Raw genomic sequence first — 12,641 nt, 5'->3', positions numbered from 1 at the left:
GAACGTATAGCCTCTTTTGTATTAACTAAAATTTTTCAAATAGACATCTTTCCAGTTTCGCGCTAGTAAATAGCGATGGCAGGCTTGGCTATATAATAGAAACAGGGCGCTTCCGCAAAGAACGGCGGTGCTGCCGAGTAGTAATCCAGCTGTGACGTCGGATGGATAATGCACGCCGAGATAGACGCGGGTGTACATAATCGTCAAAATGATGACGAACGCGATCAGTCCGATGAGGATGCGATGCCATAATTTAGAGCTAGCAATCATCAGAAGCACTGCAATCATGCCGTAAAAAGCCGTCGAGCCTGTGGCGTGACCACTCGGAAAACTGTAGCCGCCTTGGGAAATCAGCATATCGCTCGGGCGTGGACGGGCAATGATTTGTTTGATAATCCACGGTAACAGTGCGCCGCCAATCAGTACAACGCCGCCAAACCAAATCGCGATGGTGTAGCGTTTTAGCAGGATGAAGATGAATAAAAGCACAAGGCTCATTATCACAATCGCTGCGACACCGCCGAAGTTCGTGATAAACGCGATGACATCTGTTTTTTCGGGCGAAATGTTGACGCGAATGATGTCGATCCAGTAGTTGTCGAAGTTGTGAATGAAGCCAGCGTTCGTTGCGACACCAATCAGCATCGTGATGAAACCTATAGCCGTGATAGCGCTAAGCACGAATAAGATGCGGGCATTTTTTTTCGTATGTGTCATGCAAAATCTCCTTTTCGGTCGATCCAGTTGAGTACGGTCTGAATTTCGCGATTCCAGTATTCCCAGTTATGTTCGCCGGGCGATTCTTGGTACGTGTACGGTAAATCTGTCTGCTCGATTCGCGATTTAAAGCCGAGGTTGTTGTCGTATAGAAAATCTTCGGTGCCGCAGAGCTGTAAGACGCGAGGTTTCGCCGTGACTTTGTCGAGCAGGGCGAGTAAATCGTTGTCTGAGCCGCGGTGAGTCTCGATGTCGCCAAACGTTGCTTGCATTTCCGATTCGCCTTCTGGTCTGGCTTCACGCAGGGCAACGATGTCTAGCGCACCGGATAGCGATGCCATGCCTGCGAATTTTTCGGAATAATGTAAGGCCCATTTGAACGCGCCGTAACCGCCCATGGACAAGCCCGCGACGTATGTATTTTCGGGTTCGGTAGGTAGCTTAAACCAGCTGTGAATGAGGCTTGGCAACTCCTCGCTCAAAAATGTCCAGTACCGATTTCCAACGTGCATGTCTGTATAAAAACTGCGATGGACTTGCGGCATGACAATCGCGATATTCCGGTTTTCGGCGTAGCGAACGAGTGATGTGTTGGTCAGCCAAGCGGTGTCGTCGTCGGATAAACCGTGCAGTAAGTAGAGCAAGCGCATTGGTTTTTCTGTGTCGATTTGGTCGGGTATGAAGACTTGTAGGGATGTTCGTAATTGTAGTGATGCTGAAACGAAATGTGTTGAAAAAAGCGCCATAATGGTGTTCCTCCTTTTAGGTTAGAAAGTATTATTAGTATAACATATCTGGCTTTTTAGTGGGGAAATAGGATGCATTGTAAAACGATTTTCGTGGAATGTGTTCTTTTTGCAGAATGTCGTGAAAAGTACGCTAAATATCCAGATTGTTCCTATGGTCTTGTATTATACTGTACATTATAGACATGCTTGGCGGAGGGATGATAAATATGCAGGTGAAAGAAAGTAACGCGACGTTGTTGTCGGAGTTGAAAAAAGAGTGGCGATTCTTGTTGGAATTAGGGAAGAAAAACAAAAAACGGTTTGAGATTTCGGAGTTCGATACGTTTCAAAGACTCGTATCAGCGAATTTAGTGCATGTTTTATTTGATGATAACTCGATTGTTTTTGAAGGGCTTACTAGGGACGGGAAGAAGCTTTGCGAGGCGTTGGATATTTATCTGGACGGGGAAACGGGAATGGTTCCTATTTTGCTATTTGATCAGGAAGGGTATCCGCTCCAGGTTTTTACAACGATGGAGGAAGCGGCGAACCAGCTCGGAATTAGTGAGAAAAGCGCGAAATTCTATTTGGAAACAGGTGGCGTGAGCGTGTCAGGGCAAAAATTGAAGTTGATTACGGAATGAGTTATTTTCTTGGGATAAAACTCCAAACAAGATAAAATTGCCTTACCATTTATTTTTGGGGTAAGACGAAAATTATGCTTTACACAAATCGAGCGAAAGCGTTTGTATTCATGGAGTTTGGTGGAAGCCGGAAGCGGAGTGTACGACTGTACATGAGAACCGGAAGTCCGCCAAACTCCATGAATGCGAGCGCTTGTCGCCGATTTATTTGGGTTATGCTCAAGACTCTTATTTTGAAACTTAAGAATTACATAATAATTAGCTAAGTGTTAGAAAACTTCTTTTTTGTATGATAGGTGTGAAAGATAATATCGTTTCCTATCTGGTAAAATCGGGAATTAGATATTATCGGTAACTGTCGTATGATTTGGAGGCGGAATGAAATGAAGAAGTGGTTGCGGAATAGTTTGATTGCGGTTGGTGTGATTGGCGTGGCGTGGGGTGTTTATGCGTATGTCTCGCATCAGGACGCGAAATCGCATGGTAGTGAGAATATACAGTATCAAAATGTTGGGGACGATGGTTCTGGGCAGGAGGTCGCGATTTTTGCGGGTGGCTGTTTTTGGTGTATGGAGCCGCCGTTTGAGAAGTTAAAAGGGGTCAATGATGTGATTTCGGGGTATACGGGTGGCACGACGCGGAATCCGACCTATGATGAAGTTTCTAGTGGTAATACGGGACATAAGGAGGCGGTTATGGTAAAATTTGACCCGAAGCTAATTTCTTATGAGCAGTTGCTGGATGTGTTTTGGCATCAGATTGACCCGACGGATGCGCAGGGGCAGTTTGTGGATCGAGGAACGCAGTACGGTTCGGGGATTTTTTACGTGAATGCCGAGCAGAAGAAGGAAGCGGAGGCCTCGAAAAAAGCGTTGGCGAAAACGGATCGGTTTAGTAAGGTGGTGACGCCAATTGTTGCGTCTGGTGCCTTTTATGAAGCGGAAACGTATCATCAGGACTATTATAAGAAAAATCCGAAGCGCTATGAGTATTATCGGAATGGTTCGGGGCGTGATACCTTCTTGGACAAACATTGGGGTAAAGATAGAGATGTGAAGTTGCCGAGTTATCCTGCGAGTTATTCGGACGCGGATATCAAGGCGAAGTTGACGGATGAGCAGTATCGGGTGACGCAGGAAGGTCAAACGGAGACGGCTTTTCAGAATAAATATGATGCGAATAAAGCGGACGGGATTTATGTGGACTTAGTTTCTGGTGAGCCGCTGTTTAGTTCGACGGATAAATTCGATTCGGGCACGGGCTGGCCTAGTTTTACGAAGCCATTGGTGCCGAATAACGTGTATGAAAAAGAGGACAATTTTTTGGTGCAAAAACGGACGGAAATCAGGAGTAAACACGCAGATTCACATTTGGGACATGTTTTTCCGGATGGGCCGCAGCCGACGCATTTGCGGTATTGCATGAACTCGGCGGCGCTTGATTTTATTCCGAAGGCGAAGATGAAAGATGCGGGATACGGGGATTTCTTGTATCTTTTTGAGAAAAAATAAAGGCGAGGTGAGGCGCGGATGAACACGATTTTATTGGTGGATGATGAGGAGACGATTGTCGATGTGTGTCGGCGCTATTTGGAGAAGGAGGGCTTTCGGGTTCTAACGGCGTGCAATGGGCAGGAGGCGTTGGGGATCTATGATACGCAGCGCGTGGATTTGATGGTCGTCGATATTATGATGCCGAAAATGGATGGACACGCGTTTATTATGGAGGTGCAGGAGCGTGGGAAGGATACGCCATTTTTGTATTTGAGTGCTTTGACGCAGGAGAAGGAGCGGTTGTATGGCTTGACGCTTGGCGCGGATGATTATATGTCGAAACCGTTTAGTCCGCGTGAATTGGTGTTGCGAGTGAAGAATATTTTGCGGCGGTCGCGTCGGTTTGTGGAACCGGAGACGTTGACGCATGGCCCGCTTTTTCTGGATAAGGGGAAGCGTGTGGCGTCGGTTTCGGGGCAGGAGCTGGAGCTGACGATTAAGGAATTTGATTTGTTGTGGCTTTTGGCGAGTGAGAATAAACGGGTTTTCTCGAAATCGGAGTTGTTGGAGCGTGTTTGGGGCTATGAGTATGATGGCGACGCGAACACGATTAATGTCCACATCCACCATTTACGGGAAAAATTGCAGGTGAACGGCGAGGCTCCAGTGTTTATTAAGACGGTTTGGGGGCTTGGTTATAAGTTTGAATTGGTGGTGGAGTCATGAAATTGCGGACGCTTATTTTACTTTCTTATGGGATTGGCGCGATTATTGTGACGGTTGTGCTTGGTTTTAGCGCGTATCGGATGATTTTTAACACGGATTTGGTGATTTTCACGATTTTGATTACGCTCGGTGCGAGTACGCTTGCTTTTGTGATTAATTATTTGTTGATGCGCCCGGCGTTTCGGTCGATTGATAAACTCGGAAAAGAAAGTCGGAAAATCGCGCAGGGTGAATTTTCGGGGAAGGTGGATGTGACGGGGCCTCTGGAGACGCGGATGTTGGCGGAGGATTTTAATGAGATGTCGGCAAAATTGGATCAGATGTTTCGGCAGATTAAGGATGGCGAAGTGGCGCGAAATGAGTTGGTGGCGAATTTGTCGCATGATATTAAGACGCCTATTGCTTCGATTCGGTCGTTTTCAGAGGCGCTTTTGGACGGGATGATTGCGACGGATGTGGAGCGGCAGCAGTATTTGCGGACGATTCAGCGGGAAACGATGCGGTTGACGGATTTGGTTGATGAGTTGATGGATGTCGCGGCGATTGATAAGAAGGAGCCTGTGATGGAGCGGACACGGATTTGGCTGGATCAGCTGTTGGTCGATGTGTTGGAGGCTTTTGATGTGCAGTTGAAGCGGGAGCATCGGAATGTGCATGTGGAAATCGCGCCGGAATGCCAGTTTGTTTATGCGGATCAGACGTTTGTGACGCGGATTTTGTATAATTTGCTGGAGAATGCGATGAAGTTTTCGGATGTGGGGACATCGATTGAGATTGGTGTTGCGCGAACGGAGGCTTTTACTATTTTTCGGGTGCGGGATTACGGGCAGGGCATTTCTGCGGCGGAACAGGAGCGGATTTTTGAGCGATTGTATCGTGTGGAGAAATCGCGGAATTTGGCGCATGGTGGTTCGGGGCTCGGGCTGCATATTGCGAAGAATTTGGCGGAGTTGCACGGTGGGACGCTGCGTGTGGAAAGTGCGCTGAACGTTGGTAGTACGTTTATTTTGGCTATACCGATTTGGAAAGAAGGGGAACTGGAATGAAGCGATTGGCGATTTTTGTAGTGATGGGATTGTTGCTGGTCTTGGCAGCGTGCGGGAATGAGAGTTCTCAGGAGAGCTTGAAGGGCAAGGATTTTGCGCAGTTGGAGAAGGATGCGAAAGGCCAGACGGTGAATTTCTATATGTGGGGCGGGGATAAGAATATTAACGCTTACATTGATGATTTTGTGGCGCCGAAGTTGAAGGTGGAGCAGGATATTACGCTGAAACGGGTGCCGATGGATACGGAGAAATTTATTCAGAAGCTGAGCAGTGAGAAGCAGGCTGGGAAGAAGAATGGCAGTGTGGATGTGATTTGGATTAACGGACAGAATTTCAAAACGGCGAAGGATGGTGGGCTGCTTTATGGTGAAATTACCGATCAGATTCCGAATGTGGCGAAGTTTGTTGACCCACTTTTGACGGAAAAGGATGCGGGAAATGCGATCGATAAAATGGAGGCGCCGTGGGGAAAAACGTCTTTTGTATTCCAGTATAATGCGGATAAAGTTTCGAAGCCACCGCTTCAATTAGCGGAATTGACGGCTTGGGTAAAGGCAAATCCAGGACGGTTTACGTATCCTGATGTCGCGGATTTCACGGGGGATGCGTTTGTGAGACAGGTGATTTACGCGCAAAATCCGGGCAAGGAATTCACCGAAGCACCAACAAAAGCGGATCGCGAGAAGGCGTATGCGTATTTGAAATCGATTGGGCCGTATTTGTGGCGTGACGGGAAAACGTATCCGAAAGCGTTGCAGGAGCTGGATCAGTTGTATGCGCAAGGTCAGGTTGATTTCACGATGGGCTTTAACGAGCGTCGTGCGTTGCCGTTTATCAAGGATGGGACGTTTCCAGCATCGACGCGGACTTTTTCGCTGGATAATGGGGCTGTGACGAATGCGCATTATCTTTCAGTGGCGTTTAATACGCAGCAACCAGCGGCATCGCTTGTCGTGATTAATTATTTGCTGTCAGAAGAAGCACAGGCGGAGAAATTGAAAACGTCGGTGTGGGGCGATGGGACGACGCTTCTCACGTCTAAAATGACGAAGGATTGGCAGGGGAAATTCGACGCGGCTGGCGAGACGGGAGACCAATTTTATAATGATTGGCAGGCGTTGAATGAGTTCCCAGATACGACGGCGGAAGCGATCCAGAAAGAATGGGGCAGTTATGTCTATCCGTAAAGCTGTGGCCTGGCTTATACCAGTCGGGCTCGGCGTGGTTAGCTTGATGTCGATTGTGTTGCTCGTTTGGAAAATGCGATTTTTAGGGGCAAATTGGGAAGGGATTCTCGAAGTTAGCCGTCAAAAACGGATTTTCACGAGTGTGTTGTACTCGTTTGGGGTCAGTGCGGTGGCGACGGTGTTATCGATTGGGCTGGGTATTTTGATTGTGCGTCAAGTGTTGCTGAATCCCAAGGTGACGCGATCTGTAGAGCGGTTGAACGTGAGTTTTTACTATCCGCATTTTGTTGTCGCGCTGTATGTGTATCTCATTTTTGCTTTTATTTATCCTTATATCGGTGAGTATTATAAAATTTACGGGACTTTGGAGATTTTGATCACGTATTTGTTGAAAGAAGTGCCGTTTGTTGTTTTTTATCTCATCACGACGTATCGAAAAATCAATTTTGCGGAAGTGGAATTGGTTCGGTTGTCTGGTGGTGGGACGTGGCGCGTTTTTGCACATGTGGAGTTTCCAAAAATAGCGCCGCAAATCGCGGAATTGGCGATTATTTTGCTGGCTTTTATTTGGACGGCGTATGAAATTCCGAGTTTGGTGGGGAATAGTTTTCCGGCGTTTCTCGGGGTGGTGTTTTACCAAGGATATTATGCGACGGACGTGAGCGTGCAGGTGGCGACGATGTTTTGGATGGTTGTTGTGTCGGTGTTTTTGCTTGTGGTAGCGTTTGTTTTATTCGTTTCTGTGCAAAAATATCGGGACTTCTTGCGTGAAGGAAGTGGGCAATTATGAGGCAGTTTGTGGGGATTCAGTATGGAATAATGCTTATTGTTTTCGGCGTTGTCGCTTGGCGTGGCGGGGAAGTTGGGATTTTTGAGGACCCGAATTTTAGGGCCGCGATTGGGACGACGATCGTGGTCGCGGTTTTGGTTGTCGTGCTCAATTTAGTCGTGGCGAACTATGTGGGCTATTATTTGGCGCGCGTGACGGGGCGGAAATTAGCGTTTTTGGATGTTTGCTTGCAGCTACCCCTGATTGTGCCGTTGCTTGTGATTGCAGCGGGGCTTGATATTTGGTTTATACGGATGGATTTGACGGAAACGGTGCTTGATGTGGTGCTGATTCAGCTTTTGCCGACGCTTCCGTATTCGATTCGGATTGCGCGAAATGCTTATTTGGCGCTTGATCAGGATATGAATCAGTATGTTTATTTGATGGGTGGAACGCGGTGGCGACTCGTGTTGGATGTCTATTTGCCGCTTATGCGTCCGATGAATGAGACGATATTATTGTTTGCGGTCGTGATTTCGATTGGGCAGTACGCGATTACGTCGATGATTGGTGGCGGGATTATTCAGACGGTGGCGCTGGTTTTATTTCCGTATTTTGCTTCATCGCAGTTGCAAGTGGTTGCGGCGGCAGCGCTTTTCACGATTTTCATGGCGTTTGCGATGTTGTTTCTATTCAGATGGATGTATAAAGGAATGGTGAAATTGGTGGGGGTGATGGACGAATGGCGATAATCAGGGTTGAAAATGTGACGAAAGGCTTTGAAAAGGAGCTGATTCTGCGAGGGATTAATTTCGAGTTGCAGCGCGGAGAGACGGTGACGATTCTCGGTGGCTCGGGAAGTGGTAAAACGACATTTTTGAAGGTGTTGGCGGGATTATTGTCGTTTGATTCGGGGAGTTATGAGAAAGCAGGGGTTAAAATCGCATATATCTCTCAAAAACCTGTCTTATTTTCGCATATGACCGTGTTGGAAAATCTTGTTTTTCCGTTGAAATGCCAGAAGGTGAAGCGGAAGGAGCGGGAGGCGATTGGGCGGGTTTTCTTGGAGAAAAGTGAACTGGCAAAATGGGCGGATGCGTATCCTTATGAGCTTTCGGGCGGGCAACAGCAACGGGTTTCGGTGGCGCGAGCGTTGATTGGAAATCCGGATTTATTGTTGATGGATGAGCCGTTTAGTAGTTTGGATGTGCGCTTAGGACGCGATATGCGGCAGTGGGTGTTTGCGCAGATTGAGGAGCGGGATATCGCGGCGGTGTTCGTGACGCATCATTATGAGGAGGCAAAAGTGTTTAGTGAGCAGGTTTTGTTGATGGATCATGGTGTTTTGAGTGAAGCGAGCGATGCGGCAATCGATGCTTTTTTCGGGGATGGGCTTTTGTATAACGATGTATATTATCCGATTGGGGCTTGGGGGATGGCGGATGCTGGTGTGGCGGTGCGTGTCGAGCGGCAATTGATGCTTTACGGGCAGGCGTATTGGTCGGTTATTTTAGAGGACGGGACGCAAAAGTTTATTATCGTGGGTGATAATGCGATAGAAAAGGGTTATATTGCGCCAGTAAGGGGTGAAAAAGATGCTTGATACGAAGGCAAGGCCATATGTGAAACCGATATTGGAAAAGACGGCGGATTTCTTTTTGAAAATCGGGTTTTCGGCGAATCAGGTGACGATTTTAGCGTTTGTGGTTGGGGTTGTCGCTGCGATTTTGGTCGGCTTTGGATGGATGTGGACGGGGATTCTGGTGTTATGGTTTTCGGGATTTCTGGATGCGGTGGACGGAACGATGGCGCGGAAAACGAAGCAAAGTGGCTTTGGCACAGTGATGGACGTGACGTTTGATCGGGTCGTCGAAGCGGGAATAATTATTGCACTCGCTGCACGATTTCCGGAACAGCAGTTTATTTTGCTGCTTTTGATGGCGTCGATTTTATTCGGAATTACGGCATTTTTGACGATTGGAAACGTTGTGCAGAACAAGGGCGTGAAGTCGTTTCATTATGCAACGGGACTCGCGGAACGGACGGAAGGATTTATTTTACTTAGTTTGATGGTATTAACAGCGCCGATTTTCTTATTTTGGACGACATTACTGTTTTTTATCATCGAAATTATCTCGACAATACAGCGTTTAATGGAAGCGCACAGACAGCTCGATAAGGAGGAATGAGGGCGATGAAAATGGATCATCAGGTGATTGTGATTGGCGGCGGCGCGGCGGGACTTTATGCTACGGCAGGGCTGGCGCGGCTTGGCGTCGATGTGGCGGTGGTCAATGCGGACGCGAATATGGGCGGCGACTGTCTTCATTATGGCTGTGTCCCTTCAAAAACGCTGCTACATATGGCGCAGGAGACGACGGACTGGACGGAAATTCAGGCAAAAATGAGGGCCGTGATTGCGGAGATTCAAGTGCATGACAGTGTTCCGCGATTTGAGGAGCTTGGCGCGACGGTTTACATTGGAAAAGCGCGTTTTCTGGATGCGCATCGGATTGTGGTCGGGGATCGGGAACTCTGCGCGAAAAAATTCGTTATTGCGACGGGTTCGCGACCGAGGGTTCCAAATGTTGCGGGGCTTGATGTTTCGATGTATGAAACAAACGAGACGCTATTCCAGATGGCAAAACTTCCACGCAAAATGGCGATTATTGGCGCTGGGCCTGTGGGACTCGAACTCGGGCAGGCATTGCAAAACATTGGCGTTGAAATCACGATTTTCGATCATAATACTGAATTTTTAAAACATTTTAGCCGTGATATTGCGGATATTGCTTTGGAAAAACTAGATTTGGCTATTCATCTAGATAGCGAACTAATCGAAGTGACGCGACTTAATAAAGACGAAATCAGCCTTAAAATCACAGAATCAGGGGTAGAAAAAACGCTAGTCGTCGAAAAAATCCTTTTTGCCGCGGGTCAAATCGCGAATATCGATACGTTGGAACTGGAACGAGCTGGCATCGCTTACGACACGAAAATCGATACGAATCGTTATTTGCAAACGACGGCACCGCATATTTATGCCATCGGGGACGTGATCGAAAGCCCAAGCCTCACGCACGCAGGCGGCGCCGAAGCCAGAACTGCACTCACGAACATCGCGTTCGGCAATTTTAGCAAAGTAAACTACAGCACGCTTGCTTCGGTTATTTATACAAAACCAGAAATTTACCAGCTCCCAGCGACGCAAAAAGCAACACGAATCCTATCCGCATCTGGCGCCAACATCGACCGCTTCAAAACCGATAACGAACCAGAAGCACTCGTCAAAATCGGCATCGACGCCAAGGCGAAAATCGTTCACGCGGAGGCAATCGGCACGGATATTTCCACCGTCATGCAGCAAGTCGCGCTCCTCAAATCCACAGGCGCCAAGCTCACAGACCTATCCAAACCAATCTATCCGTACCCAACGAAATCAGAAATTCTTAAAAACATATCCGATCAATTACTCACAGAAAAGCTCGAAAAACCGTTTTTACAACGACTTATACGCAAAATCATCCAATGGAGGGGGTTATCATGAAGAAATTTTGGCAAGAATGGCGTGGCATTATTTTATTCGTCGCTTTTGTCCTCACTGGTTTTTTAGTCATTTATCAGCTCGGAATTGTGGATAGTTTCAACGTCGCGGAGCTCAGTCAAGTCGTGCGCGATATGGGAATCTGGGGCAAAATCCTCTACGTGATCACCTATATTCTGCGTCCACTCGTCCTGTTTCCCGCAACGCCGCTCACGCTTTTTGGCGGATACACATTCGGTGCGGTTCAAGGCACGATTCTGGACGTCATTGGCGCTGGAACGGGAGCACTTCTCGCTTTCTGGATCGCCCGCAAACTTGGAAAAGATAAAATCGAACGGCTCATCCAAGGCAAGAAAATCGAGAAATTTGATCATAAAATCGGCGAAAATGGCTTTTTAGTCATACTATACTTGCGACTCATTCCACTTTTTCCTTTTGATAGTATTAATTATTCGATGGGGCTCAGTTCCGTTCAGACGCGCGATTATGCGGCGGCAACTTATCTCGGCATTATTCCAGGCGCGTTTGTCCTCAATTTCCTCGGTTCCTCGCTCGGTCGGCTTGATTGGCAATTTTACACAGCGATCGGTTTATACGCTTTTATGATTATTTTACCCCTGATTGTGAAAAAATTAAGAAATACCTAATAGCTATCTATTTCAAAGAGATCTATGTTCAAGTTGGTGTGGTAGTCCTATGCAAAAAGGAGACTCCAAAATTGGAATCTCCTTTCATCCATTATTTCAATTCTAAGTTCTTCGCTAGAGAATCGTGTAATTTCTGACGTTCTGCATCGGATACGTTGTAGTACCAAATACCATCCATCTTACCACCGTCGCCGGCAACTGTCATGTTCTCAACGTTTTTACGCGCGCCTAGATAGTTCTTAGCGATACGTGTCATATCTGTCATCGTTAAATCGGTTTGCATGTTATTTCCAACTGCAGACAAGATATCGTTGAAGTTCCATAATGTTTCCGTCGTTGCGATTTTCTCTACAACGGCTTGAATCACTTCTTGTTGACGCATTTGACGACCGAAGTCACCACGCGCATCGGTTTTACGAATACGAGTGTAGGCTAGAGCATCGGTACCGTTTAGCGTCACTTCGCCTTTTTTGAACTCTTTATCTTTCAGGCTAATATCCATATCATTATAAACCGTAACACCACCAACAGCGTCGACCAAATCTTTCAGGCCTTCCATGTTCATTTTGATGTAGTAGTTAATCGGAATACCATTTAAAAAGTGAGTCACCGTATCTTCGGCCATTTTCACGCCACCGTAAGCATAGGCAGCATTGATTTTGTTTGTGGAATCGTGTCCGATAATTTCGGTACGCGTATCACGAGGAATACTCAACATCTGTGCTTTGTTCGTTGTCCCATTAACGGTAGCAACCATGGTTGTATCGGAACGACCAACATCGCCTTCTCGTTCGTCAATACCTAAAATAAGGACGGAGAACGGGTTGCCGCCATCCAATTTGACGGGGTTCGCCGCTCGACCTTCGACGGGCGTATATATGTTATCCATTGTTGATTTTGTTTGGTATACGGCATAACCAACGATGCCTCCTAAAATTAAAAATATACCTAAAACAGACCATAGGAAAATCTTCAAACCTGTACGTTTTTTCTTCTTTGTAGCTGTGCGTTTTTCAGCGCGCATGTGCTTCTCAACCTCTCTAGTGGAATTTCTGTCACCTCCTATTTTACTACAAACTGTCAAATAAGTCACTGTTAATTCCATGAGTATTTGATTAGAAAATGCGGAACAGGAAATCT

14 protein-coding genes are annotated in these 12,641 nt (G+C 47.0%); 11 read left to right on the top strand and 3 right to left on the bottom strand.

From position 1 onward, the window contains the following. Positions 1 to 21 precede the first annotated feature (21 nt). Both DUK53_RS07850 and DUK53_RS07845 read right to left on the bottom strand, forming a co-directional pair. Positions 22 to 717 (bottom strand): phosphatase PAP2 family protein, encoded by a 696-nt coding sequence (locus DUK53_RS07850; RefSeq protein ID WP_077917855.1) that lies wholly within the window; start codon positions 715 to 717, stop codon positions 22 to 24. After that, positions 714 to 1,463: an alpha/beta hydrolase gene (locus DUK53_RS07845; RefSeq protein ID WP_036132862.1), complete on the bottom strand. Its 750-nt coding sequence runs from the start codon at positions 1,461 to 1,463 to the stop codon at positions 714 to 716. The genes DUK53_RS07850 and DUK53_RS07845 overlap by 4 nt, the downstream gene beginning before the upstream one ends. A gap of 209 nt (positions 1,464 to 1,672) precedes the next feature. Between DUK53_RS07845 and DUK53_RS07840 the strand changes: the two genes are divergently transcribed. The 11 genes from DUK53_RS07840 to DUK53_RS07790 all read left to right on the top strand — a co-directional run bounded on the left by DUK53_RS07840 (position 1,673) and on the right by DUK53_RS07790 (position 11,501). Then, positions 1,673 to 2,089, top strand: coding sequence for a hypothetical protein (locus DUK53_RS07840; RefSeq protein WP_036091431.1), 417 nt, complete (start codon positions 1,673 to 1,675; stop codon positions 2,087 to 2,089). A gap of 383 nt (positions 2,090 to 2,472) precedes the next feature. Next, a complete protein-coding gene (msrA, locus tag DUK53_RS07835; RefSeq protein WP_036132860.1) occupies positions 2,473 to 3,600 on the top strand; it encodes a peptide-methionine (S)-S-oxide reductase MsrA in 1,128 nt (375 codons plus the stop codon). 18 nt (positions 3,601 to 3,618) lie between these two features. Further along, positions 3,619 to 4,308 (top strand): response regulator transcription factor, encoded by a 690-nt coding sequence (locus DUK53_RS07830; RefSeq protein ID WP_036132858.1) that lies wholly within the window; start codon positions 3,619 to 3,621, stop codon positions 4,306 to 4,308. Further along, the gene (locus tag DUK53_RS07825; RefSeq protein ID WP_036091437.1) at positions 4,305 to 5,354 is read left to right on the top strand and encodes a sensor histidine kinase; all 1,050 of its coding nucleotides are present in this window, start codon (positions 4,305 to 4,307) and stop codon (positions 5,352 to 5,354) included. Before DUK53_RS07830 ends, DUK53_RS07825 begins: the two co-directional genes overlap by 4 nt. After that, a complete protein-coding gene (locus tag DUK53_RS07820; protein ID WP_036091439.1) occupies positions 5,351 to 6,541 on the top strand; it encodes an ABC transporter substrate-binding protein in 1,191 nt (396 codons plus the stop codon). Before DUK53_RS07825 ends, DUK53_RS07820 begins: the two co-directional genes overlap by 4 nt. Further along, positions 6,528 to 7,331 carry an ABC transporter permease subunit gene (locus DUK53_RS07815; protein ID WP_036091440.1) on the top strand — a complete coding sequence of 268 codons (804 nt, stop codon included), beginning with the start codon at positions 6,528 to 6,530 and terminating at the stop codon, positions 7,329 to 7,331. Before DUK53_RS07820 ends, DUK53_RS07815 begins: the two co-directional genes overlap by 14 nt. After that, on the top strand, positions 7,328 to 8,062 hold the full coding sequence (locus DUK53_RS07810; RefSeq protein WP_036091442.1) for an ABC transporter permease: 735 nt from the start codon (positions 7,328 to 7,330) through the stop codon (positions 8,060 to 8,062). The genes DUK53_RS07815 and DUK53_RS07810 overlap by 4 nt, the downstream gene beginning before the upstream one ends. Then, positions 8,053 to 8,913, top strand: a complete 861-nt coding sequence (locus DUK53_RS07805; protein ID WP_052165007.1) for an ABC transporter ATP-binding protein — start codon at positions 8,053 to 8,055, stop codon at positions 8,911 to 8,913. The genes DUK53_RS07810 and DUK53_RS07805 overlap by 10 nt, the downstream gene beginning before the upstream one ends. Next, positions 8,906 to 9,499 carry a CDP-alcohol phosphatidyltransferase family protein gene (locus tag DUK53_RS07800; RefSeq protein ID WP_036091443.1) on the top strand — a complete coding sequence of 198 codons (594 nt, stop codon included), beginning with the start codon at positions 8,906 to 8,908 and terminating at the stop codon, positions 9,497 to 9,499. The genes DUK53_RS07805 and DUK53_RS07800 overlap by 8 nt, the downstream gene beginning before the upstream one ends. 5 nt (positions 9,500 to 9,504) lie before the next feature. After that, entirely contained in the window at positions 9,505 to 10,857 is a 1,353-nt protein-coding gene (locus DUK53_RS07795; protein ID WP_036091444.1) for a dihydrolipoyl dehydrogenase family protein, read from the top strand. Further along, positions 10,854 to 11,501 carry a TVP38/TMEM64 family protein gene (locus tag DUK53_RS07790; protein ID WP_036091445.1) on the top strand — a complete coding sequence of 216 codons (648 nt, stop codon included), beginning with the start codon at positions 10,854 to 10,856 and terminating at the stop codon, positions 11,499 to 11,501. Before DUK53_RS07795 ends, DUK53_RS07790 begins: the two co-directional genes overlap by 4 nt. Positions 11,502 to 11,592: 91 nt before the next feature. Here the strand turns inward: DUK53_RS07790 and DUK53_RS07785 are convergent, their stop codons facing one another. Continuing rightward, positions 11,593 to 12,525, bottom strand: a complete 933-nt coding sequence (locus tag DUK53_RS07785; protein ID WP_077917858.1) for an LCP family glycopolymer transferase — start codon at positions 12,523 to 12,525, stop codon at positions 11,593 to 11,595. Positions 12,526 to 12,641 lie beyond the last annotated feature (116 nt).

This window comes from Listeria sp. SHR_NRA_18 (assembly GCF_003856515.1).
Lineage (GTDB): Bacteria > Bacillota > Bacilli > Lactobacillales > Listeriaceae > Listeria_A > Listeria_A newyorkensis.
The sequence above is the reverse complement of the archived record's forward strand: the minus strand, read 5'-3'. Positions and strand labels throughout refer to the sequence as shown.

Excerpts from the sequence above, each read along its gene's own strand:
- DUK53_RS07850 (WP_077917855.1), bottom strand. The coding sequence starts at position 717 with ATGACACATACGAAAAAAAATGCCCGCATCTTATTCGTGCTTAGCGCT.
- DUK53_RS07845 (WP_036132862.1), bottom strand. The coding sequence starts at position 1,463 with ATGGCGCTTTTTTCAACACATTTCGTTTCAGCATCACTACAATTACGA.
- DUK53_RS07840 (WP_036091431.1), top strand. The coding sequence starts at position 1,673 with ATGCAGGTGAAAGAAAGTAACGCGACGTTGTTGTCGGAGTTGAAAAAA.
- msrA (WP_036132860.1), top strand. The coding sequence starts at position 2,473 with ATGAAGAAGTGGTTGCGGAATAGTTTGATTGCGGTTGGTGTGATTGGC.
- DUK53_RS07830 (WP_036132858.1), top strand. The coding sequence starts at position 3,619 with ATGAACACGATTTTATTGGTGGATGATGAGGAGACGATTGTCGATGTG.
- DUK53_RS07825 (WP_036091437.1), top strand. The coding sequence starts at position 4,305 with ATGAAATTGCGGACGCTTATTTTACTTTCTTATGGGATTGGCGCGATT.
- DUK53_RS07820 (WP_036091439.1), top strand. The coding sequence starts at position 5,351 with ATGAAGCGATTGGCGATTTTTGTAGTGATGGGATTGTTGCTGGTCTTG.
- DUK53_RS07815 (WP_036091440.1), top strand. The coding sequence starts at position 6,528 with ATGTCTATCCGTAAAGCTGTGGCCTGGCTTATACCAGTCGGGCTCGGC.
- DUK53_RS07810 (WP_036091442.1), top strand. The coding sequence starts at position 7,328 with ATGAGGCAGTTTGTGGGGATTCAGTATGGAATAATGCTTATTGTTTTC.
- DUK53_RS07805 (WP_052165007.1), top strand. The coding sequence starts at position 8,053 with ATGGCGATAATCAGGGTTGAAAATGTGACGAAAGGCTTTGAAAAGGAG.
- DUK53_RS07800 (WP_036091443.1), top strand. The coding sequence starts at position 8,906 with ATGCTTGATACGAAGGCAAGGCCATATGTGAAACCGATATTGGAAAAG.
- DUK53_RS07795 (WP_036091444.1), top strand. The coding sequence starts at position 9,505 with ATGAAAATGGATCATCAGGTGATTGTGATTGGCGGCGGCGCGGCGGGA.
- DUK53_RS07790 (WP_036091445.1), top strand. The coding sequence starts at position 10,854 with ATGAAGAAATTTTGGCAAGAATGGCGTGGCATTATTTTATTCGTCGCT.
- DUK53_RS07785 (WP_077917858.1), bottom strand. The coding sequence starts at position 12,525 with ATGCGCGCTGAAAAACGCACAGCTACAAAGAAGAAAAAACGTACAGGT.